This window comes from Microbacterium croceum (assembly GCF_023091245.1).
Classification (GTDB): domain Bacteria; phylum Actinomycetota; class Actinomycetes; order Actinomycetales; family Microbacteriaceae; genus Microbacterium; species Microbacterium croceum.
This window is the reverse complement of record NZ_JAHWXN010000001.1, coordinates 1653470-1673817: the sequence shown is the minus strand read 5'-3', so window position 1 is coordinate 1673817 and position 20348 is coordinate 1653470. Positions and strand designations below refer to the sequence as shown.

The window sequence follows — 20348 nt, the reverse complement described above, 5'->3', positions numbered from 1 at the left end:
CGGCAGGCGGGCAGCGGGCGCTCAGCGCGCAGGCAGCAGCGCGCCCTCCAGGAATTCCGCCAGCTCCGCCGTGTCTTCCAGGGGCAGGATCGCGGCGATGTACTGGTCCGGTCGCACGACGATCACGACGCCATCGCGCGAGAGCTCACGAGCGGCGAAGATGTCGGTCTCCGTCCATTTGCTCGGCCCTGACGCGTACACCTTCTCCCAATCCGTCAGCCCGAGCGGACCGGTCTTCGGCTGGAACAAGGCCGGCGCCGATGTCACCTCGATCTCTTCGAACGGCTGCTGGTAGACGGCCTTGACGTCGAACACGGCATCCATGTCGGCATCCGTCGGGGTGAAGCGCGCGAACAGCGGTTCGGCCTGCTCCGCCCATGTGGCGAGGGTCTCGCCCGTGCGGTCGCCGAACGCGTACACGCGCCAGCGTCCATCCGCCTTCGCGTGGTGCCCGAGGTGCACGACGTTCCCGTCGCCGACCCGGATCACTTCGGCGGACTTGAACCTCTTGCCCAGCGGGTATCCTCCGGCGAGCGCCTGATGCGCATCGGAACCCGTGATCATCGACGCGGTGTACTGCGTCATGAACCCGGAGGGGAACTCCGCCGTGGCGAGGTAGTAGGTCGCCAGCTCGTTCGGGTCGGAGATCTCCTCCGGCTTGCGCGCCATCAGGCTCGACCACTCGCGATCGAAGTCGATGAGCTGCTGGGCGACGGGGCGCCGCTCGGCACCGTAGGTCGACAGCAGCGCCTCACTCGCACGACCGGTGAGCACCGATCCGAGCTTCCAGCCGAGGTTGAACCCGTCCTGCATCGAGACGTTCATGCCCTGCCCGGCCTTCGCACTGTGCGTGTGGCACGCGTCGCCGGTGAGGAACACGCGCGGTGTGCGTCCCGACTCGTCGATCACGTCGTCGAAACCGTCCGTCACGCGGTGCCCGACCTCGTAGACGCTGTGCCACGCGACCTGCCGCACGTCGATCGTGTACGGATGCAGGATGTCGTTCGCCCTGCGGATGATCTCCTCGACCGGCGTCTTGCGCACTCGGTGGTCGTCGTCCGCCGCGACCTCGCCGAGATCGATGTACATGCGCGAGAGGTAGCCGCCCTCGCGGGGGATGTGCAGGATGTTGCCTGCCTCGGAGTTGATCGCGCACTTGGTGCGCCAGTCGGGGAAGTCCGTGTTCACGAGCACGTCCATGACGCCCCACGCGTGCGCGGCACTGCCACCCACGTGCGTGCGCCCGATCGCCTCGCGCACGCCGCTGCGCGCACCGTCGCATCCGGCGACGTACTTCGCGTGGATGACGCGCTCCACGCCCGCCTGCTCCCCCGCCACGTGCCGCACGCGCACCTCCACCGGGTACTCGCCGTCGTCGTGCACGGTGAGGCCGAGGAACTCCACGCCGTAGTCCGGCGCGATGCGCCCCGGACCGTTGAGGGCGGCTTCGGCGAAGTAGTCGAGCACCCGCGCCTGGTTCACGATCAGATGCGGGAACTCGCAGATGTCGTAGGCGTAGTCCGCGGTGCGCGAGGTGCGGACGATCTCTCGGGGGTTCTGCGGATTCGGGCCCCAGAAGTTCATCCAGCCGATGTTGTACGCCTCGGCGACGATGCGCTCCGCGAAGCCGAACGCCTGGAACGTCTCGACGCTGCGCGGCTGGATGCCGTCGGCCTGACCGAGCACCAGCCGCCCCTCGCGCTTCTCGATGATGCGAGTGGTCACACCGGGGTACTGCGACATCTGCGCGGCGAGCAGCATACCCGCGGGGCCGGATCCGACGATGAGCACATCGACCTGCTCCGGCAGCTCGGCGGGGCGGTCGACACCGACGCCTGCCGCGTCCTGCACGCGGGGATTGCCGGAGACGTAACCGTGGTGGTGGAACTGCATCGTCGTCGATTCCTTCCGGACTGCACTGTCTGGGTGTTGCGTTACGCGTGTCAGTGTTCTATATTGGAACACTGAGTTCTACTATTGAACACAGCATATTCGCACCCCCCTCCAAACGCAAGGAAGGGACGCGCGAGCGACGCCGAGGAGCGCTCTCATGGCAGTGACCACCACCTCTCCCGCCTCGCAGACCCTGAGCCGCGGCATCCGCATCCTCGAAGTGCTCGCCGACGCACGCACCCCGCTCACGATCGACGACATCGCCCTGCGCCTCGGCGTGCACCGCTCGATCGCCTATCGCCTGCTGCGCACCCTGGAAGACCACGGTCTCGTGGTGCGCGACGCGGCGGGCGCGGTCGGGCTCGGCGCCCGCATGGCGGCCCTGGCGGCAGGCGTGGCGCACGACCTGCAGGCCGAGGCCCTCCCCGAGCTCACGGCGATCGCGAACGAGCTGGGCATGACCTGCTTCCTCGCCGTGCTCGACGGGGTGGAGTGCATCACGCTGGCCAGCGTCGAGCCTCGACACGCGGTCGCGAGCGTGGCCCAGCGCCCCGGCGCCCGGCATCCGGTCACCGTCGGCGCACCGGGCAAGGCGATCCTGGCGCAGCTGAGGTCGGCCGACTGGCCGGCTGACGTCTCCCCCGCCCTTCGCGAGGCGATCGCTCTGACGGAACGCCGGGGCTACAGCACCAGCCATGACGAGGTGATCCCGACGGTGCAGTCCGTCGCCGTCCCGCTCGTGCTGCGCGGCCAGCGCCCCGCGGCGATCGCCGTGGTGCACGTCGCGACCGACCTGGATGATGCGGCGATCGCGGCACGGCTGCAGCACTCGGCATCCGTGATCCGCGAAGCGCTCGACGGCTGAGGTCGGCGGCTGTCCACAACTCAGGCGAAATCGGAGTCGATCCGCGGACCACGGCCGATCCGCCGGGTCATCGCCCGATCGCGCCTGAGTTGTGGACGTCAGTGTGCGGTCAGACCTTCGCGAGTCCGCGGATCGGGCTCACGGACTGCTCCTCCTCGTGATCCGGTCCGAGCGGGATGCCGGAGCGGTCGCGCAGCAGCAGCGTCGCGATCAGGCCGAGCACTGTCATCCCGGCGAGGTACCAGGTGACCGCCTGTGTGGAACCGGTCGCCTGCACGATCGCCGTGGCGATGGTCGGAGCGAACGCCCCACCGGCGATGGCACCGATCGCATACGAGATCGAGACGCCCGAGAAGCGGATGCTGGCGGGGAACAGCTCGGTGTACAGCGCCGCCTGCGGACCGTAGGTGAAGCCGAGGCCGATCGTGAGGATCGCGAGTCCGGCGAACAGCAGACCGATGTCTCCGGTGTTCACGAGCGGGAACAGCGTGAAGACGCCCACCAGCTGCAGCACCCAGCCGATCATGTAGGTCGAGCGGCGACCGATGCGGTCGGACACCCATCCGGCCAGGAGCGTCGTGAGCAGCCAGGTGACGGCGGAGCCGGCGACGGCCCACAGCACCGGTCCGCGATCGAGGCCGATCGGCCCCTCGGGGTTCGTGGCGTAGCCCTGGATGTATCCACCGGTGGTCATGTAGCCGACCGCGTTGTTGCCCGCGAAGACGAGCGCGGCGATGACCACGAGCAGGGCGTGCTTGCGGAACAGCTGCACGATCGGCATGCGCGCCTTCTCCTTGCGGGCGGCGAGCTCGGTGAACACCGGGCTCTCCTCCACCTTGCGGCGCACGTAGTAGCCGACCAGGATCAGCGCGACGCTCAGCAGGAACGGGATCCGCCAGCCCCAGATCGCGAACTGCTCCCCGGGAGCGATCGCCGTCATCAGCGCCATGACGCCCGAGGCGAGCAGCAGACCCAGCGGCACACCGATCTGCGGCGAGGCGCCGAAGATGCCGCGCTTCGTGCGGGGAGCGTGCTCGACCGCCATCAGCACGGCGCCGCCCCACTCGCCTCCGGCCGAGATGCCCTGCACGATGCGCAGCAGCACCAGCAGGATCGGCGCGGTGATGCCGATGGCCTCGTAGGTCGGCAGGATGCCGATCAGCGCGGTCGCGGCACCCATCAGGATGAGCGTCCACATCAGCACGGTCTTGCGCCCGAGCTTGTCGCCGTAGTGACCGGCGAGGAACGCCCCGAGCGGACGGAAGAGGAAGCTGACCCCGACGGTCGCGAACGCGATCAGGGCACTGTTCGCGCCCAGCGGCTCGAAGAAGAGCTGCCCGAAGACGAGGCCGACCGCGGTCGCGTAGATGAAGAAGTCGTACCACTCCACGGTGGTCCCGACGACGGTGGCGAACACGACGCGACGCCGATCCGCCGCTGTCGCGATGGTTCCGGTGGGCGTGAACCCATCCTGTGACTGCCCGCTCATGGGTGTCTCCTTTGGTTGTGACTGCACTGTCACGGCGTGCGGCGGACGGGAATCCGAATGCTTGCCGAGGGGTGAACCGATGATATATGATTTCAAATACGACGCACAAGGCGTTGCAGACGAGCGCGAGGAGGCGCCCCGTGACGGATCCCATCGACCGCCCCGGCAAGATCATCGCGATCCACCTGAGCTACGCGTCTCGGGCGGATCAGCGCGGCCGACGCCCCGCGGCCCCCTCCTACTTCTTCAAGCCGGCGAGCTCGGTCGCCTCCTCCGGCGGCACGGTCGAACGCCCGGCGGGCACCGAGCTGCTCGCGTTCGAGGGCGAGATCGCGCTGATCATCGGCACCGCCGCCCGCCGCGTCCCGCTCGACGAGGCCTGGGCGCACGTGGGTGCCGTCACCGCGTCGAACGACCTCGGGCTGTACGACCTGCGGGCGAACGACAAGGGCTCGAACGTCCGCTCCAAGGGCGGAGACGGTTACACCCCGCTCGGTCCGCACCTCATCGATGCGCGCCAGGTCGACCCCACTGCGCTGCGCGTGCGCACCTGGGTGAACGGCGACCTCCGCCAGGACGACACCACGGCCGGCCTGATCTTCCCGCTCGCGCAGCTGGTCGCCGACCTCTCGCAGCACTTCACTCTCGAACCGGGCGACGTGATCCTCACCGGCACCCCGGCCGGATCATCCGTCATCGTCCCCGGCGACGTCGTCGAGGTCGAGGTCGACGCGCCCGATGCCGACGGAGCGCCCTCCTCCGGCCGACTCGTCACGACCGTCACGCAGGGGGACATTCCCTTCGACGGCGAGCTCGGCTCGCTCCCCGCCGTCGACGACCTGCAGCGCACCGAGGCATGGGGCTCTCGCGAAGCAGCAGGACTCCCTCCCCTCCCTTCGACAGGCTCAGGGCCCCAGACCGACGCAGGCCTCTCCCCCGAGCTCCGCGCCAAGCTCCTCGAAGCCCCGACCGCTGGGCTCTCGGCCCAGCTGCGCAAGCGCGGACACCACGCCTGCTTCATCGACGGCGTGCACGCCAACATCCCCGGCAGCAAGATCGTCGGCACGGCCAAGACGCTGCGGTTCGTGCCGTTCCGCGAAGACCTGTTCGCCTCGCACGGCGGTGGATACAACGCGCAGAAGCGCGCCTTCGATGCCGTGGACGAGGGCGAGGTCATCGTGATCGAGGCCCGCGGCGACGCGACCACCGGCACCCTGGGCGACATCCTCGCCCTCCGCGCCCGCACCCGCGGCGCGGCCGGGGTCGTCACCGACGGCGGCATCCGCGATTTCGATGCGGTCGCCGAGATCGGTCTGCCGGTGTTCTCGAAGGGCGCGCACCCCTCGGTCCTCGGCCGCAAGCACGTGCCGTGGGACGTCGACATCACGATCTCCTGCGGCGGCGCGACCGTGCAGCCGGGCGACATCATCGTGGGCGACGGTGACGGCGTGATCGTCATCCCGCCGTCCTTGGCAGAGCAGATCGCCGACGACGCCCTCGCGCAGGAGATCGAAGATGCCTGGATCGCCGAGCAGGTCGCCGCCGGTCACCCCGTCGACGGACTGTTCCCGTTGAACCCCGAGTGGCGCGCGCGCTACATCGCGGCCACCGGCCCTTCGACAGGCGCAGGGGCCGGACGATGACCTCCGTCAGCGGCGCGAGCAAGTCGGAGCAGGCGTACGCCTGGATCCGCTCGCGCATCTCGGCCCATGTGTTCGGACCCGGCTACCGTCTGGTGCTCGGGTCGATCGCCGAAGAGCTCGACATGAGCGTGGTGCCCGTGCGCGAGGCGATCCGCCGCCTCGAGGCCGAAGGACTCGTCACGTTCGAGCGCAACGTCGGCGCCCGCGTCACGCTCGTCGACGAGAGCGAGTACGCCCACACGATGCAGACGCTCGGCATCGTCGAGGGTGCAGCGACCGCGCTGTCCGCTCCCCTGCTCGACGCGGCGGCGCTCGATGCCGCCGCCGAGGTCAACGAGCAGATGTCGCGTATGCTCGGCCACCTCGATGCGCACACGTTCACCGAGCTGAACCGGCAGTTCCACTCGCTGTTGTTCGAGCCCTGCCCGAACCCGCACCTGCTCGACCTCGTGCACCGAGGATGGGCCCGCCTGTCCGGCATCCGCGACTCCACGTTCGCCTATGTGCCCGGCCGCGCCCAGCACTCGGTCGAGGAGCACACCCAGATCCTCGAGCTCATCCGCTCCGGCGCAGAGCCTCTCGAGATCGAGCTCGCCGCCCGCAACCATCGCTGGCGCACGAGGGACGCGTTCCTCGACGCCCTGCACACCCGTTCCCACCAGACACTTGGAGAAGTCTCATGACCGACTCGCGCATCCCCGCCGACCTTCCTGACCACATCCAGCACTACATCGACGGCGCCTTCGTCGACTCGGTCGACGGCGACACCTTCGACGTGCTCGACCCGGTGACCAACCAGACCTACACCACCGCCGCCGCAGGCAAGAAGGCCGACATCGAGCTCGCGGTCGCCGCGGCGAAGCGCGCGTTCGACGAAGGACCCTGGCCGCGGATGCTGCCGCGTGAGCGCTCCCGGGTGCTGCACCGCATCGCCGATCTGGTGGAGTCCCGCGACGCGCGTCTCGCCGAACTCGAGTCCTACGACTCCGGTCTGCCGATCACGCAGGCACTGGGCCAGGCCCGCCGCGCCGCCGAGAACTTCCGCTTCTTCGCCGACCTGATCGTCGCCCAGTCCGATGACGCCTTCAAGGTGCCCGGCAAGCAGATGAACTACGTCAACCGCAAGCCGATCGGCGTCGCCGGGCTCATCACTCCGTGGAACACGCCGTTCATGCTCGAGTCGTGGAAGCTCGGCCCCGCACTCGCGACCGGCAACACGGTCGTGCTCAAGCCCGCCGAGTTCACGCCGCTGTCGGCATCCCTCTGGGCCGGCATCTTCGAGGAGGCCGGGCTGCCCGCGGGCGTCTTCAACCTCGTGAACGGCCTCGGCGAGGACGCCGGCGATGCGCTCGTGAAGCACCCCGACGTGCCGCTCATCTCGTTCACGGGCGAGAGCTCGACCGGACAGCTGATCTTCGGCAACGCGGCTCCCTTCCTCAAGGGCCTGTCGATGGAGCTCGGCGGCAAGTCGCCCGCCGTCGTGTTCGCCGACGCCGACCTCGAAGCCGCCGTCGACGCCACGATCTTCGGCGTCTTCTCCCTCAACGGCGAGCGCTGCACCGCCGGCTCCCGCATCCTGGTCGAGCGCTCGATCTACGAGGAGTTCGTCGAGCGCTATGCCGCACAGGCGAAGCGGGTCAAGGTCGGCTACCCGCACGACCCCGCCACCGAGGTGGGCGCGCTCGTGCACCCCGAGCACTACGACAAGGTCATGAGCTACGTCGAGATCGGCAAGACCGAGGGCCGCCTGGTCGCCGGCGGCGGTCGTCCCGAGGGCTTCGACGAGGGCAACTTCGTCGCACCGACCGTGTTCGCCGACGTCTCCCCCGACGCCCGCATCTTCCAGGAGGAGATCTTCGGACCCGTGGTCGCGATCACGCCGTTCGACTCCGACGAGGAGGCGCTGTCTCTCGCGAACAACACCAAGTACGGCCTCGCCGCGTACATCTGGACGAACGACCTCAAGCGCGCTCACAACTTCGCTCAGTCGGTCGAGGCCGGCATGGTGTGGCTCAACAGCAACAACGTGCGGGACCTGCGCACCCCGTTCGGCGGCGTGAAGGCCTCCGGCCTCGGCCACGAGGGCGGCTACCGCTCGATCGACTTCTACACCGACCAGCAGAGCGTGCACATCACGCTCGCGGAGAAGTCCCACAACCCCACCTTCGGCAAGAACTGACCCCGCTCTGCCTGATCACGCAAGGACGCTGACATGACACACCGCGAAGACATGACCCTGACCTCCTCGGGCTTCTACGTATCCCAGGAGGCTCCGATCCGCTCCGACAACCCGGTCGCGACTCCGCAGAGCACGCCTCCGGACATCCTGCGCTGCGCCTACATGGAGCTCATCGTCACCGACCTGGCGGCATCCCGTCAGTTCTACGTCGACATCCTCGGTCTCTATGTGACGGAGGAGGATGACGAGGCGATCTACCTGCGATCGACCGAGGAGTTCATCCACCACAATCTGGTGCTGCGCAAGGGCCCGATCGCCGCGGTCGCCGCGTTCTCGTACCGTGTGCGCACCCCCGAAGACCTCGACCGCGCCGTGGCGTTCTACACCGAGCTCGGCTGCGACGTGCGGCGCAACCCCGAGGGCTTCGTGAAGGGAGTCGGAGACTCGGTGCGCGTGATCGACCCGCTCGGGTTCCCGTACGAGTACTTCCACCAGTCCGATCACGTCGAGCGCATGTCCTGGCGCTACGACCTGCACATCCCCGGCGAGCTGGTGCGCCTGGACCACTTCAACCAGGTCACCCCCGATGTCCCCCGCGCCGTGGGGTTCATGCAGGACCTCGGCTTCCGCGTCACCGAGGACATCCAGGACGACGAGGGAACCGTCTACGCCGCGTGGATGCGCCGCAAGCCCACCGTGCACGACACCGCCATGACCGGCGGCGACGGTCCGCGCATGCACCACGTGTGCTTCGCGACGCACGAGAAGCACAACATCCTCGCGATCTGCGACAAGCTCGGCGCGCTGCGCCGGTCGGACGCCATCGAGCGCGGACCCGGCCGCCACGGCGTGAGCAACGCGTTCTACCTGTACCTGCGCGACCCCGACGGGCACCGCGTCGAGGTGTACACGCAGGACTACTACACCGGCGACCCGGACAACCCGGTGGTCACCTGGGACGTGCACGACAACCAGCGCCGTGACTGGTGGGGCAACCCCGTCGTCCCCTCCTGGTACACCGATGCCTCGCTCGTGCTCGACCTCGACGGCAACCCGCAGCCCGTCGTCGCGCGCACCGACAGCTCCGAGATGGCCGTCACGATCGGCGCCGACGGGTTCAGCTACACCCGGGCCGACGAGCGCGAAGGCAAGCTCGGCAACCAGTTGTGACGCCCTTCGTCTCGCTGCGCTCGCTCAGGGACCGGTCCCTGAAGACAGCCGGTTCCTGAGCGAGGAGCCCAGCGACGAGACGAAGGACGCTCCCGGCACCACGACCCCTAGGAGGAAGACGGATGCTGTCAGACGAAACCATCGCGCAGATCGCGGCCGAGCTCGCAGAGGCGGATCGCACCCACGCCGTGATCCCGCGGATCACCGCCCGCTACCCGGAGGCGACGGTCGAGGACTCGTACGCCATCCAGGGCGTCTGGCGCGACCAGAATCTCGCGGCCGGTCGACGGCTGGTCGGGCGCAAGATCGGCCTGACCTCGAAGGCGATGCAGCAGGCGACCGGTATCACGGAGCCGGATTACGGCGTGATGTTCGACGACACCGTGTATCCGAGCGGTGCCGAGATCCCCGTCGACCACTTCTCGAACGTGCGCATCGAGGTGGAGCTCGCGTTCGTGCTGAAGCAGCCGCTGGCAGGCCCCGACTGCACGCTCGAGGACGCGCTGGCGGCGATCGACTACGCCGTGCCCGCCCTGGAGGTGCTGAACTCGCACATCGAGCTCGAGGGTCGCACGATCGTCGACACCATCAGCGACAACGCCGCGTACGGCGCGATGGTGCTGGGCGATGTGCACAAGCGTCCGGATGAGATCGACCTGCGCTGGGTCCCCGGGGTGCTCTCCCGCAATGGGGAGATCGAGGAGACCGGCGTCGCGGCCGGCGTGCTCGGCCACCCGGCGACCGGCGTCGCCTGGCTCGCGAACAAGTTCCACCAGCACGGCGCGCGTCTCGAGGCCGGGGAGATCATCCTGGCAGGATCGTTCACACGCCCGATGTGGGTGTCTCGCGGCGACGAGGTGCTGTGCGACTACGGACCGATGGGAACGATCACATGCCGTTTCATCTAGCGCCCTCCTTCCGCGCACGTCTCGCGGCGTCGGAGCGCGCCCTGATCGGCATGTGGGCCTGTTCGGGGAGCCCGCTCGTCACGGAGGTCGCCGCAGGGTCCGGTCTCGACTGGCTGCTCATCGACATGGAGCACTCGGCGAACACGCTGGAATCGGTGCTGCTGCAGCTGCAGGTCGCCGCCGCCTATCCGATCGCCCCCCTCGTGCGGGTGGCGTCGAACGACACGGTCGCCATCAAGCAGGTGCTCGACCTGGGAGCGCAGAACATCATCGTGCCGATGGTGTCGTCGGCCGCCGAGGCCCAGGCCGCGGTCGCCGCCACCCGCTACCCGCCGGAGGGTGTACGCGGCGTCGGCAGCGCGCTCGCACGCAGCGCCCGCTGGAACCGCGTCGACCGCTACCTCCAGGAGTCGGCGGAGCACACCTCCCTCACGGTGCAGATCGAGACCACGGCGGGGGTCGACGCGGCAGCCGAGATCGCCGCGATCGACGGCATCGATGCGGTGTTCGTCGGTCCGTCCGACCTCTCCGCCTCGATGGGCCTGCTGGGGCAGCAGACCCACCCGAGCGTCGTGACCGCGGTGGAACACGTCTTCACCGCCGTGCAGGCCGCGGGCAAGCCGGTCGGAGTCAACGCCTTCGACCCGGTCGCCGCCGACGCCTACATCGCGGCGGGTGCCGACTTCGTGGCGGTCGGGGCGGATGTCGCGCTGCTCGCGCGGGCATCGGAGGCCCTCGCCGCGCGCTTCATCACCGCAGAGGCGACCGAGCGCGACAGTTACTGAGCGGAGTCCGTGCCGCCCCTGATCTCGGACCTGATCCTGGCGTATTCATAGCCGGACGGGCGAGACTGTCCTCATGACCTTCGCCGCGCTCCAGCCCCTCGCCGACCGTGCCGCCCTGTTCACCGCGCTCCGTCAGGACGCGCTCTCCGCCGCCGCCGATGCGCTCGGCGAGCACCGCTGGGACGCCGACATGGCTGCAGGCACCCTCACCTTCACGGCGAACGCCGACCCGTCGCGCCAGCTCGTGACGCGCGCTCACCTGATCGCGACGATCGCGCCGGGCCCCCGTTCCCTGCTGTGGGCCTGGGCCCACCCCCAGGGCGACCCGCAGGGCATCGCGGCACAGCTGCAGGCCTACGGCGCCGAGCACGGCATCGTCGAGCTCACCAGCCCCGAGGTGCCGTTCCCGGCCGACGCCGCAGCCGACGAGGAGTGGATCGCACAGGCCGCCCACGTGGTCGGCGGCGTCGCGGTCGAACTCACCGGCCGCGCGCCCTACTACTCCGCGCCGGTCGGCGGCGGCACCCGTGCCGTCTTCCTGCTCGATGCGCCGATCGCGCCGCTCACCGTAGCCGACGCGGTCATCGCCCTCCCCCGTATCCTGTCGGGCACGGCGCTCACCGACGCCCGCACGGCGGTGTGGGACCTCGCTCGTCTCGCGAACTGGACGCTCACGTGGACGGATGAGTCGTTCGGCGGCGCCACCGTCGTGGATGGTTCGGGCTCCGCCACCTTCCGCTTCGACGAGCAGGCACGCATCACCGGGATCGAGAGCACGCTCGCCGATTCCTGACCCGCAGCACCGGCTCCGTCACCGTCGCCGCGGCACCACCATCGGCGTGCCGGTCTCGGGGTCGGCGATCACGGTGCAGTCGAGGTCGAACACGCGCGACATCACCTCGGGCGTGAGCACCTCCTCCGGGGCTCCGGTGCGCACGATGGCCCCGTCGCGCATCGCGACGATCCGATCCGCATACCGCGCGGCCTGATTCAGGTCGTGCAGCACGGCGACGACGGTCGTGCCGTGCTCGTGGTTGATCGCGCGGAACAGATCCAGCATGTCGAGCTGATGCGTGATGTCGAGGAAGGTCGTCGGCTCGTCCAGCAGCAGCACGTCGGTCTCCTGGGCGAGAGCCATCGCGAGCCACACGCGCTGCCGCTGCCCACCCGAGAGCTCGTCGACCGGGCGATCAGTCAGCTCGAGCACCGAGGTCCTCTCCATCGCCCGCCGCACCGCCTGCTCGTCGGCGTCGCTCCACGCCGAGAATGCGCGTCGGTGCGGATACCGGCCGCGGGCGATCAGGTCGGCCACCCGCATCCCGTCCGGCGCCTCCGCCGACTGGCTGAGCAGACCCAGCTCCCTGGCGAGCTCCTTCGCCCCGCGCTCGCGGATGTCGCGCCCGTCGAGCAGAACGGATCCGGCGAGTGCGGGCAGCAGTCGCGCGATCGTGCGCAGCAACGTCGACTTGCCGCAGGCGTTCGGGCCGATGATCGCGACGAAGGAGCCGCGGGTGATCGTGAGGTCGAGTCCCGTGGAGACAGCCCGCCCGTGCGGATAGCCGGCCGACAGGCCGCGGATGTCGAATGTCGTGTCGGTCACAGTCCGTACCTCGTCAGCAGCGCGTCGGCGAGGTCCCGCTGTGTCTCATCGTCGTCGCCGTTCTCCCAGATCGCGGCCAGCTGTGCGGGCAGCTCGGTCTGCTGCTCGAACCTCCGTCCCCAGCGCTCGGCGTCACGGCGCCAGTAGCCCATCGTCATGTACTGCGTCGTCGGCCACCGGAGCTCGTGCCGCACGTGACGGCGGATCTCGCGCATCGTCGTCGCCTCCCCCGAGAACCAGAGGTAGGTCGCATCCGGTCCCTCGGCGGTGGCGGCGAGAGTCTCGGCCACGATGTCCTCCGCCGCGACCCAGGTGAGGCTGTCGCGGCCGCGGAGACGGAGTTGCTGTCGGTCACGGGGGTCGTCGACGGACAGGATCGCCCGCACGGGCGGATCGGACGCCGCACGCTCGTCGAGGATGCGCCCGATCGCGGGCAGCGCGGTGGCATCGCCGATGAGGAGCGTGCGCGCCGTCCCCTCCGGCGCGTGGAAGTGCCCGCGGGGAAGGTCGAACGCCACCGTGTCGCCGAGGCGCGCGTCACGGGCCCACTGCGTCGCCGGGCCTTGGGCATGCACGACGAAGTCGATGTCGAGCTCATCGCTCTCGGGGCGCCACGCGCGCACCGTGTAGTACCGCTTCACCTCCTGCCCGTCGGCCGTCGTCAGCCACAGACCGAAGAACTCGTCGGGTCTGCCGCACGAGGCGAAGCGCTCACCTGCCCCGGTGCGCGCGCCGCGCAGGGTGATGCGCATCATGTGCGGTGTCACGGTGCGACGCGCCGCCACCTCGGCGGTGTACACAGGGATGTCGGTGCGCATCAGCGCCTCCTTCGATTCGCCCCGGACAGCATCCAGGCGAGGTAGAGTCCGCCGATCCCGATCGTCACGAGACCGGTGGGCAGCATGGTCGGCGCGAACAGCCGCGCCGCGAGCAGGTCGCTGAACAGGAGCAGCACCGCGCCGGTCATGGCGGATGCGGCGAAGGGCATCGGCCCGCTCCGCCAGACGCGGCGGGCGATCTGCGGGGCGGCCAGCGCGACGAACGCGATCGGACCTGCTGCGGCGATCGTGACGGCCAGCAGCACCACGCCGATCAACATCGCCGAGATGCGCAGCCGGACCGGGCGCACCCCGAGCGACGTCGCCCGGTCCTCCCCGAGCTCGTAGAGCGCGAGCGCTGGCGCCATCACCGCGATCGCGAGCCCTCCCAGCGCGAGCGCACCGAGGATGAGCGGGATCCAGCGACCGTCGATGCCGTTGAGGGAGCCGGCGCCCCAGATCGCGGCGGTGTGCGCCACCACATCGTCGGCGGCGAGCTCGATCATGGTGTTCACGGCGCCGAGCATCGCGGTCAGGGCGATGCCCACGATGATGAGCCTGGTGCCCCCGGCCCCACGCCGCGCGACGAGGACGAACACGAGCGCCGCGGCGGCGATGCCTCCGCCGACCGCCCCCGCGGTGAGGGCAGCCGTGCTCACCGAGCCGCCGACGATGACCAGGAGGGCACCGGTGTACGCGCCGGCCGAGAAGCCGAGGATGTCGGGGCTGCCGAGCGGGTTGCGAGTGATGACCTGGAAGAGCGCTCCGGACAGCGCGAGCATCGCGCCGATCGCGGCGCCGAGCACCACACGCGGCAGCCTCCAGCCGACCACGACCAGCCGCGTGCCGGATTCACCCCGACCGAACAGGGCGGCGAACACGTCGGGAACCGGGATGGCGGCGTCGCCGAGGCTCAGACCGGCGATCGCCAACCCCACGAGCACGAGGGCGGAGGAGATCCAGATGATCCGGCGACGACGTCCGGTCGCGAAGGGGACCGCGACGACGGAGGCAGTACTCACGATGGCGCCCCCTCCGCCTGCACCCGCCGCGAGAGCACCAGCGCGACCAGCACGGGCGCTCCGAGGAACGCGGTCATCACCCCGACCGGTATCGAACGCGGGGCGATCAGCATGCCACAGAGAACATCCGCGAGCAGCAGCAGGATCGGACCGACCAGAGCACTGTAGATCAGCAGTCGCCGGGTGTCGGGCCCGAACACCGCCCGCAGCGCGTGCGGCACCAGAAGTCCCACGAACGCGATCGGCCCTGCCGCCGCCGTCGCCGCGCCGCACAACACGACGATGGCGAGGAATCCGCCCAGGCGCGCGATGCCGATCCGGCCTCCCAGAGCACGGGCCGTGTCCTCTCCGAGTGCGAGCAGCCCCAGTCCCGGCGCGATCAGCACCACGAGGACGAGCCCGACGGCGACGACCAGGAGCGTGAGCACGGCAGCGTCGAGCGAACGCCCGCCGAGAGCGCCGGCGCCCCAGAGCCGCAGGGACTGATAGGCGTGCGGGTCGATCAGGCTGAGAGCAGCGGTCGCCGCCGACAGCACCGCGCCGATGGCCACGCCGGTGAGGGTGAGCCGCCCGATGGACGCACCGCGTCCCACTCCGCCGATCACGGCGACGAGAGCGCTCGCGACCGCCGCACCGAGGAATGCGAACCACATCGTCGCGCCGAACTCCCCGATGCGCAGCACGACGATCGCGATCGCCACGGCGAAAGAGGCACCGGCGTTGACCCCCAGCAGGCCCGGCTCCGCGAGCGGATTGCGGGTGAGGGTCTGCATGATCACACCGGCGACCGCGAGGGCGCTTCCCGCGGCGATGCCGACGAACGTGCGCGGCAGCCGCACATCCCGCACGATCAGATCCGCCTCCGTGCCGGTGGGGGCGGTCAGCGCGGCGAGCAGGTCGTCGAAGGTCAAGGTCCTGGGACCGACGGCGATGCTCACCGCGACGGCGGCGAGCAGGAGGAGCACCACGATCGGCAGGACGACCGCGTCGGGTGGGCGGCGGAGCGTCCGGCGCCCACCCGTGGCGAGAGTCGTCACTGCGAGAGCGGCTCGAGCACCTTGGCGACGAGCTCGTCGATCCACTCCTCGGCGGTGCGGTAGTCGGTGACGTTCGAGACGAGTCCGTACACCCGATCCGTCTTCGCGATCTCGAGCTGCTGGAACAGGCTGCTGTCGATCACGTCCTGGATCCCCGGCATCTTCGAGCCGTCGGGGTTCTCGTAGGTGAGCCCGACCGTGACGCCGTCGAGGACCGTGCCGATCTGCTCGAGGGGCAGCGACACGTAGCCGGCGCCGTCATCCGTGTCCTGGGGGATGCCGTCGCCGTAGGTGAGGCCCATCTCGTTCACGACCAGGTTGCCGGTCGACCCGCTGGGAAGCTGGATCGAGAATTGTCCCACCTCGTTGCCGAGCGAGAAGTTCGCCCAGGTGTTCGCGGCGATGACGTCGGCGTACTGCTCCTTGACCTCGTCGCGACGTGCCTCGTACGAGGCCTTCGCCTCTTCCCAGGTATCGTGCGCGCCGAGCGCGGTGGCCAGATCCTCGGTGATGGACTGCCAGTCGCCGCGTTCGTCACCGCCGACGATGACGGTCGGGGCGATCTCGCTGAGACGCGTGAACGTCGCCTCGTCGACCTCGTACGCGTCGCCGACGATGACGTCGGGGGCGGCGCCGGCGAGTGCCTCGAAGTTGACCTCGCCGTAGCTGCCGACCTTCGCCGCATCGGCGATGTACGCCTGCTGGTCCTCGGTGTAGCCGTCGATCCACTGGGTGTAGTCGATCGCGGCCACGACGGGCAGGTCGAGCGACATGACCTGCCACGGGGTGTCATACGAGATCGCCGCGACCCGCTCCGGGGCGGCGGGAACGGTCACCTCGCCGTACACGGAGTCGACGACGACTGTGTCGCCACTTGCCGCGCCGTCGTCGGAGGACGAGTCGGCATCGGGCGCACATGCGGTGGCCGTGAGGACGAGAGGGACGATGACGGCTGCGGCGAGCGCGGCTCGCAGGCGCGGGGAAGGGCGCAAGAGAATCTCCAATTAGGCAAGGGTTACCTAATTATGTCGCGCCTCTTCTGCCGGTTCGATGGCCGAAGTTGCGTTGATCGGTCGATTATGCGCGCGAATCGGTCACCGAACCGTGGTTGCGGGCAAAGGCGCGCGGCGACACCCCGGTGCGCCGCCGGAACGCCGCAGAGAACGCGGCGAGCGATTCGAAGCCCACGGCGCGGGCGGTTCGGCCGACCTCGGTCCCGTTCGCGAGCATCGACATCGCCATGCGCAGGCGCAGCTCCGCCCTCCAGCGCGAGAACGCCATCCCCGTCTCCGTCGCGAACTGCCGGGTGAAGGTGCGCACGCTCACGGACGACTGCGCAGCCCACACCTCCACCGTGCGTCGGTCGGCCGGCGCGGCGACCAGCGCATCGGTGACCGCCCGCAACCACGGGCTGGACGGCGTCGGCAGTCCGACCTCCGCGTCGCCGGAGTCGCCGAGCAGATCCAGGGCGAAGGCCTCGGCCCGCGCACGGCGCACGGGATCGGTGTAGCGCGAGAGCTGCGCGAGCACGTCGTCCAGCAACGGCGGCACCGTGGTCACGACGACGCGAGAGCTCAGCTCTGCAGCAGCATCGGGCTCGAACCAGGTGCATCGCATGCTGTTGCCCGGCGCTGCGGTGACCTCGTGCACGACGCCCGCCGGGATCCAGATGCTCGTTCCGCGAGGCGCGATGTAGACGGCGTCCGGGGTGACCACGGTCACGGTACGCGTGATCGCCGACAGCAGCTCATGGTCGTCGTGGACGTGGGCGGGCCAGTGCGCCCCTTCGGAGGTGGTGAGGATGTCGACGGAATCCAGGAGCGGATCGGGATCGATCGTCATGGGAGGGCTCCCGGGGGCGGAGGCGGATCGTCGGAGGCCGAACATGCGTGGACGCGGATGCGGATGCGGCGCCCCCAGTGTATGACCGGGCCGCGGGCGTGGGCTCCGTCGACGACGACTCCCCCGCCGTCGCGATGCTGCCGACCGACGGAAGGGTGTGGGATTCTGGTCGCATGAAGAACGGAATCATCCGGTTCGCCGCGCTGTACGTGTTCAACGTGGCCGTCCTGCTGCTCATCGGCCTGCTGTTCCCCGGTGTCTCCGTGGGCCTGCACGCCCTGTGGGCGGCCGTGATCCTGACGCTGGTGGCGCTGTTCGTGAAGCCGACGCTCGCGGCCGCGTTCCGTCGGTCCGCCGCGAAGTCGGCGGCCGAGCGCACCAAGGCGGGCGAGAAGGTCGTGCAGTACGTGCTGGTGTACCTCGTCGAGCTCATCGTGTGGGTGCTCACGGTCTGGCTCAGCGGCGTGCGCGCATCCGGCTTCTGGGGCTTCGCGCTGCCTCCCCTCTTCCTGCTCTTCGGCTGGATGATCTACGACCAGGTCGATGACAAGCTGCGCGCGAAGGCCGCCCAGGTCTACGACGCCGTGCAGGGCAAGGTGCAGGCGCGCCGCACGTCGGACGCCGCTTCGTCGTCCGCCTCTCCTGCTCCTGCGGCGGAGGCTCCGGAGACGGCCGCGGCCCGCGCAGAGCTGAAGGATGGCCTGACGCCGGAGCAGCGCCGCATGCTCGACGAGCTGGGCTGACGCCGCCGCATCCGCTCAGGTCGCAGAAAGGCACCCCTCCGCGATGGAAGGGGTGCCTCGCTGCGAACGGAGTGGTCAGGCGACGCGCTCGGCGGCCTCCACGACGTTCGTCATGAGCAGGGCGACCGTCATCGGCCCCACCCCACCGGGGTTCGGGGAGAGGAAGCCGGCGACCTCGGCCACATCCGGGTGCACGTCGCCGAACACGAGGCTCTTGCCGGTCTCGGGGTCGGTCTCGCGGGTCACGCCGACGTCGAGGACGGCCGCGCCGGGCTTCACATCCTCTGCACGGATCAGATGCTTCACCCCCGCTGCCGCGACGATGACGTCGGCCTCGCGCAGGTAGCGCGGCATGTCGACCGTGCCGGTGTGCGTGAGCGTGACCGTGGCGTTCAGGTCGCGGCGCGTGAGCAGCAGACCGATCGAGCGTCCGATCGTGACGCCGCGGCCCACCACGACCACATGCGTGCCCTTCAGGTCGTAGTCATTGCGCAGCAGCAGCTCGATCACTCCGCGCGGCGTGCACGGCAGCGGGGTGTGGATCGGGCTGTTGACGTTGAGCACGAGCCGACCGAGGTTGGTCGGGTGCAGGCCGTCGGCATCCTTCGCCGGGTCGATGCGCTCCAGGATCGCGTCGGTGTCGATGTGCTTCGGCAGCGGCAGCTGCACGATGTAGCCGTGGCACGCCGGGTCGGCGTTGAGCTCGTCGATCAGCGCCTCGACATCGGACTGGGTGGCATCCGCGGGGAGCTCCCGCTGGATCGAGTTCATCCCGATCGCCTCTGACTGCCGGTGCTTCATGCCGACGTAGAGCTGCGAGGCCGGGTCGGCGCCCACGAGCACCGTCGCGATGCCGGGGGTGACCCCTCTCGCCTTCAGCGCCGCGACGCGCTCGGTCAGCTCGGCGCGGATCGCGGCCGCCGCCGCCTTCCCGTCAAGGATCTTCGCGGTCATGTGTGACTTCCTTCGGTCTTCTTCGCCGAGTGCACGACTTCTGCGCGAGTGCACGGCTTCGTCACGTCGACAAGCCGTGCACTCGGCGAGAACTCGTGCACTCGCGGGAGTGGGGGGAGGGAGTGCTACTGCTGCAGCGTGGGGTACAGCGGGAAGGCGGATGCCAGGGCGTCGACCCGGGCGCGCAGAGCCTCGACATCGGCACCGGGGAGCAGCGCAAGCGCGATGATGTCGGCGACCTCGGCGAACTCGGCATCACCGAATCCGCGCGTGGCGAGCGCGGGCGTGCCGATGCGCAGACCCGAGGTGACCATCGGCGGGCGCGGGTCGTTCGGCACCGCGTTACGGTTCACCGTGATGTGGATGTCGTGCAGCAGGTCCTCGGCCTGCTTGCCGTCGACCTCGGCGTCACGCAGGTCGACCAGCACGAGGTGCACGTCGGTGCCACCGGAGCGCACGGCGATGCCGGCATCCTTCACGTCCTGCTGCGAGAGCCGCTCGGCGAGCAGAGCAGCGCCGCGGAGCACGCGCTCCTGACGCTCCTTGAACTCCGGCGTTCCGGCGAGCTTGAACGCGGTCGCCTTCGCGGCGATCACGTGCATGAGCGGTCCGCCCTGCTGTCCGGGGAACACGGCCGTGTTGATCTTCTTGGCGATGTCGGCGTCGTTGGTGAGGATGAAGCCGGAGCGCGGGCCGCCGATGGTCTTGTGCACGGTCGAGGAGACGACGTCGGCGAAGGGTACCGGGTTCGGGTGCAGACCCGCGGCGACCAGACCGGCGAAGTGCGCCATGTCGACCCAGAGCAGCGCGCCGACCTCGTCGGCGATCTCACGGAAGGCGGCGAAGTCGAGCGTGCGCGGGTAGGCCGACCAGCCCGCGATGATGACCTTGGGCTTGTGCTCGATTGCGAGGCGACGCACCTCGTCCATGTCGATCGTCGAGGTCTCGGGGTTCACGCCGTACGCGACGATGTTGTAGAGACGGCCGGAGAAGTTGATCTTCATGCCGTGCGTGAGGTGGCCGCCCTGGTCGAGCGACAGGCCGAGCAGAGTATCGCCGGGGCGGGCGATGGCGTGCAGCACGGCCGCGTTGGCCGATGCACCGGAGTGGGGCTGCACGTTCGCGAACTCCGCACCGAACAGGCTCTTGGCGCGCGAGATCGCGAGCTCCTCGGCGACGTCGACCTCTTCGCAGCCACCGTAGTAGCGGCGACCGGGGTAGCCCTCGGCGTACTTGTTGGTGAGCACGGATCCCTGCGACTGCAGCACGGAGACCGGCACGAAGTTCTCCGAGGCGATCATCTCGAGGAACGTCTGCTGACGCTTCAGCTCGCGATCCAGGACCTCGGCGATCTCCGGGTCGACCTCGGAGAGGGGGGCGTTGAAATAACGGTCGGTCAT

Annotated in this window: 19 protein-coding genes; 9 read left to right on the top strand and 10 right to left on the bottom strand. The window is 69.6% G+C overall.

The genetic code is table 11. The features are described from left to right. Positions 1–21 precede the first annotated feature (21 nt). Positions 22–1893, bottom strand: coding sequence for an FAD-dependent monooxygenase (locus tag KZC51_RS07895; protein ID WP_247629451.1), 1872 nt, complete (start codon positions 1891–1893; stop codon positions 22–24). 157 nt (positions 1894–2050) lie between these two features. Between KZC51_RS07895 and KZC51_RS07890 the strand changes: the two genes are divergently transcribed. Then, a complete protein-coding gene (locus KZC51_RS07890) occupies positions 2051–2758 on the top strand; it encodes an IclR family transcriptional regulator (RefSeq protein WP_247629450.1) in 708 nt (235 codons plus the stop codon). 109 nt (positions 2759–2867) lie between these two features. Here the strand turns inward: KZC51_RS07890 and KZC51_RS07885 are convergent, their stop codons facing one another. After that, positions 2868–4247 carry an MFS transporter gene (locus KZC51_RS07885; protein WP_247629449.1) on the bottom strand — a complete coding sequence of 460 codons (1380 nt, stop codon included), beginning with the start codon at positions 4245–4247 and terminating at the stop codon, positions 2868–2870. A 140-nt stretch (positions 4248–4387) separates the two neighbouring features. Between KZC51_RS07885 and KZC51_RS07880 the strand changes: the two genes are divergently transcribed. The 7 genes from KZC51_RS07880 to KZC51_RS07850 all read left to right on the top strand — a co-directional run bounded on the left by KZC51_RS07880 (position 4388) and on the right by KZC51_RS07850 (position 11725). Continuing rightward, positions 4388–5890 carry a fumarylacetoacetate hydrolase family protein gene (locus tag KZC51_RS07880; RefSeq protein WP_247629448.1) on the top strand — a complete coding sequence of 501 codons (1503 nt, stop codon included), beginning with the start codon at positions 4388–4390 and terminating at the stop codon, positions 5888–5890. Beyond that, positions 5887–6573 carry a GntR family transcriptional regulator gene (locus KZC51_RS07875; protein WP_247629447.1) on the top strand — a complete coding sequence of 229 codons (687 nt, stop codon included), beginning with the start codon at positions 5887–5889 and terminating at the stop codon, positions 6571–6573. The genes KZC51_RS07880 and KZC51_RS07875 overlap by 4 nt, the downstream gene beginning before the upstream one ends. Then, a complete protein-coding gene (hpaE, locus tag KZC51_RS07870) occupies positions 6570–8069 on the top strand; it encodes a 5-carboxymethyl-2-hydroxymuconate semialdehyde dehydrogenase (RefSeq protein WP_247629446.1) in 1500 nt (499 codons plus the stop codon). Before KZC51_RS07875 ends, hpaE begins: the two co-directional genes overlap by 4 nt. A gap of 33 nt (positions 8070–8102) precedes the next feature. After that, on the top strand, positions 8103–9239 hold the full coding sequence (gene hpaD / locus KZC51_RS07865; protein ID WP_247629445.1) for a 3,4-dihydroxyphenylacetate 2,3-dioxygenase: 1137 nt from the start codon (positions 8103–8105) through the stop codon (positions 9237–9239). Positions 9240–9361: 122 nt separating this feature from the next. Then, on the top strand, positions 9362–10147 hold the full coding sequence (locus KZC51_RS07860; RefSeq protein ID WP_247629444.1) for a 2-keto-4-pentenoate hydratase: 786 nt from the start codon (positions 9362–9364) through the stop codon (positions 10145–10147). Further along, a complete protein-coding gene (locus KZC51_RS07855; protein ID WP_247629443.1) occupies positions 10132–10932 on the top strand; it encodes an HpcH/HpaI aldolase family protein in 801 nt (266 codons plus the stop codon). Before KZC51_RS07860 ends, KZC51_RS07855 begins: the two co-directional genes overlap by 16 nt. A gap of 73 nt (positions 10933–11005) precedes the next feature. After that, positions 11006–11725, top strand: coding sequence for a DUF6882 domain-containing protein (locus tag KZC51_RS07850; RefSeq protein WP_247629442.1), 720 nt, complete (start codon positions 11006–11008; stop codon positions 11723–11725). 18 nt (positions 11726–11743) lie between these two features. On the opposite strand, the gene KZC51_RS07845 is transcribed toward KZC51_RS07850, so the two are convergent. From KZC51_RS07845 to KZC51_RS07820, 6 genes are all read right to left on the bottom strand, one after another. After that, on the bottom strand, positions 11744–12532 hold the full coding sequence (locus tag KZC51_RS07845; protein WP_247629441.1) for an ABC transporter ATP-binding protein: 789 nt from the start codon (positions 12530–12532) through the stop codon (positions 11744–11746). After that, positions 12529–13350, bottom strand: a complete 822-nt coding sequence (locus KZC51_RS07840) for a siderophore-interacting protein (protein WP_247629440.1) — start codon at positions 13348–13350, stop codon at positions 12529–12531. The genes KZC51_RS07845 and KZC51_RS07840 overlap by 4 nt, the downstream gene beginning before the upstream one ends. Beyond that, entirely contained in the window at positions 13350–14372 is a 1023-nt protein-coding gene (locus KZC51_RS07835) for a FecCD family ABC transporter permease (protein WP_247629439.1), read from the bottom strand. Before KZC51_RS07835 ends, KZC51_RS07840 begins: the two co-directional genes overlap by 1 nt. Next, positions 14369–15409, bottom strand: a complete 1041-nt coding sequence (locus KZC51_RS07830) for a FecCD family ABC transporter permease (RefSeq protein WP_247629438.1) — start codon at positions 15407–15409, stop codon at positions 14369–14371. Before KZC51_RS07830 ends, KZC51_RS07835 begins: the two co-directional genes overlap by 4 nt. Continuing rightward, entirely contained in the window at positions 15406–16401 is a 996-nt protein-coding gene (locus tag KZC51_RS07825) for an ABC transporter substrate-binding protein (protein WP_247629437.1), read from the bottom strand. Before KZC51_RS07825 ends, KZC51_RS07830 begins: the two co-directional genes overlap by 4 nt. A gap of 85 nt (positions 16402–16486) precedes the next feature. After that, complete coding sequence (locus KZC51_RS07820; protein ID WP_247629436.1) at positions 16487–17251, bottom strand: helix-turn-helix domain-containing protein; 765 nt, start codon at positions 17249–17251, stop codon at positions 16487–16489. A 173-nt stretch (positions 17252–17424) separates the two neighbouring features. On the opposite strand from KZC51_RS07820, the gene KZC51_RS07815 reads away from it, so the two are divergent. Further along, positions 17425–17994 carry a phage holin family protein gene (locus tag KZC51_RS07815; protein ID WP_247629435.1) on the top strand — a complete coding sequence of 190 codons (570 nt, stop codon included), beginning with the start codon at positions 17425–17427 and terminating at the stop codon, positions 17992–17994. A 75-nt stretch (positions 17995–18069) separates the two neighbouring features. On the opposite strand, the gene KZC51_RS07810 is transcribed toward KZC51_RS07815, so the two are convergent. Together KZC51_RS07810 and glyA are read right to left on the bottom strand one after the other, a co-directional pair. Beyond that, positions 18070–18948 (bottom strand): bifunctional methylenetetrahydrofolate dehydrogenase/methenyltetrahydrofolate cyclohydrolase, encoded by an 879-nt coding sequence (locus KZC51_RS07810; RefSeq protein ID WP_247629434.1) that lies wholly within the window; start codon positions 18946–18948, stop codon positions 18070–18072. Positions 18949–19073: 125 nt separating this feature from the next. Next, positions 19074–20348, bottom strand: coding sequence for a serine hydroxymethyltransferase (gene glyA, locus KZC51_RS07805; protein ID WP_247629433.1), 1275 nt, complete (start codon positions 20346–20348; stop codon positions 19074–19076).

Coding starts and splice junctions, on each gene's coding strand:
- KZC51_RS07820 (WP_247629436.1), bottom strand. CDS start 17,251: ATGACGATCGATCCCGATCCGCTCCTGGATTCCGTCGACATCCTCACC.
- KZC51_RS07875 (WP_247629447.1), top strand. CDS start 5,887: ATGACCTCCGTCAGCGGCGCGAGCAAGTCGGAGCAGGCGTACGCCTGG.
- hpaE (WP_247629446.1), top strand. CDS start 6,570: ATGACCGACTCGCGCATCCCCGCCGACCTTCCTGACCACATCCAGCAC.
- KZC51_RS07890 (WP_247629450.1), top strand. CDS start 2,051: ATGGCAGTGACCACCACCTCTCCCGCCTCGCAGACCCTGAGCCGCGGC.
- KZC51_RS07850 (WP_247629442.1), top strand. CDS start 11,006: ATGACCTTCGCCGCGCTCCAGCCCCTCGCCGACCGTGCCGCCCTGTTC.
- KZC51_RS07895 (WP_247629451.1), bottom strand. CDS start 1,893: ATGCAGTTCCACCACCACGGTTACGTCTCCGGCAATCCCCGCGTGCAG.
- KZC51_RS07815 (WP_247629435.1), top strand. CDS start 17,425: ATGAAGAACGGAATCATCCGGTTCGCCGCGCTGTACGTGTTCAACGTG.
- KZC51_RS07810 (WP_247629434.1), bottom strand. CDS start 18,948: ATGACCGCGAAGATCCTTGACGGGAAGGCGGCGGCGGCCGCGATCCGC.
- glyA (WP_247629433.1), bottom strand. CDS start 20,348: ATGACCGACCGTTATTTCAACGCCCCCCTCTCCGAGGTCGACCCGGAG.
- KZC51_RS07840 (WP_247629440.1), bottom strand. CDS start 13,350: ATGCGCACCGACATCCCTGTGTACACCGCCGAGGTGGCGGCGCGTCGC.
- KZC51_RS07855 (WP_247629443.1), top strand. CDS start 10,132: ATGCCGTTTCATCTAGCGCCCTCCTTCCGCGCACGTCTCGCGGCGTCG.
- KZC51_RS07885 (WP_247629449.1), bottom strand. CDS start 4,247: ATGAGCGGGCAGTCACAGGATGGGTTCACGCCCACCGGAACCATCGCG.
- hpaD (WP_247629445.1), top strand. CDS start 8,103: ATGACACACCGCGAAGACATGACCCTGACCTCCTCGGGCTTCTACGTA.
- KZC51_RS07860 (WP_247629444.1), top strand. CDS start 9,362: ATGCTGTCAGACGAAACCATCGCGCAGATCGCGGCCGAGCTCGCAGAG.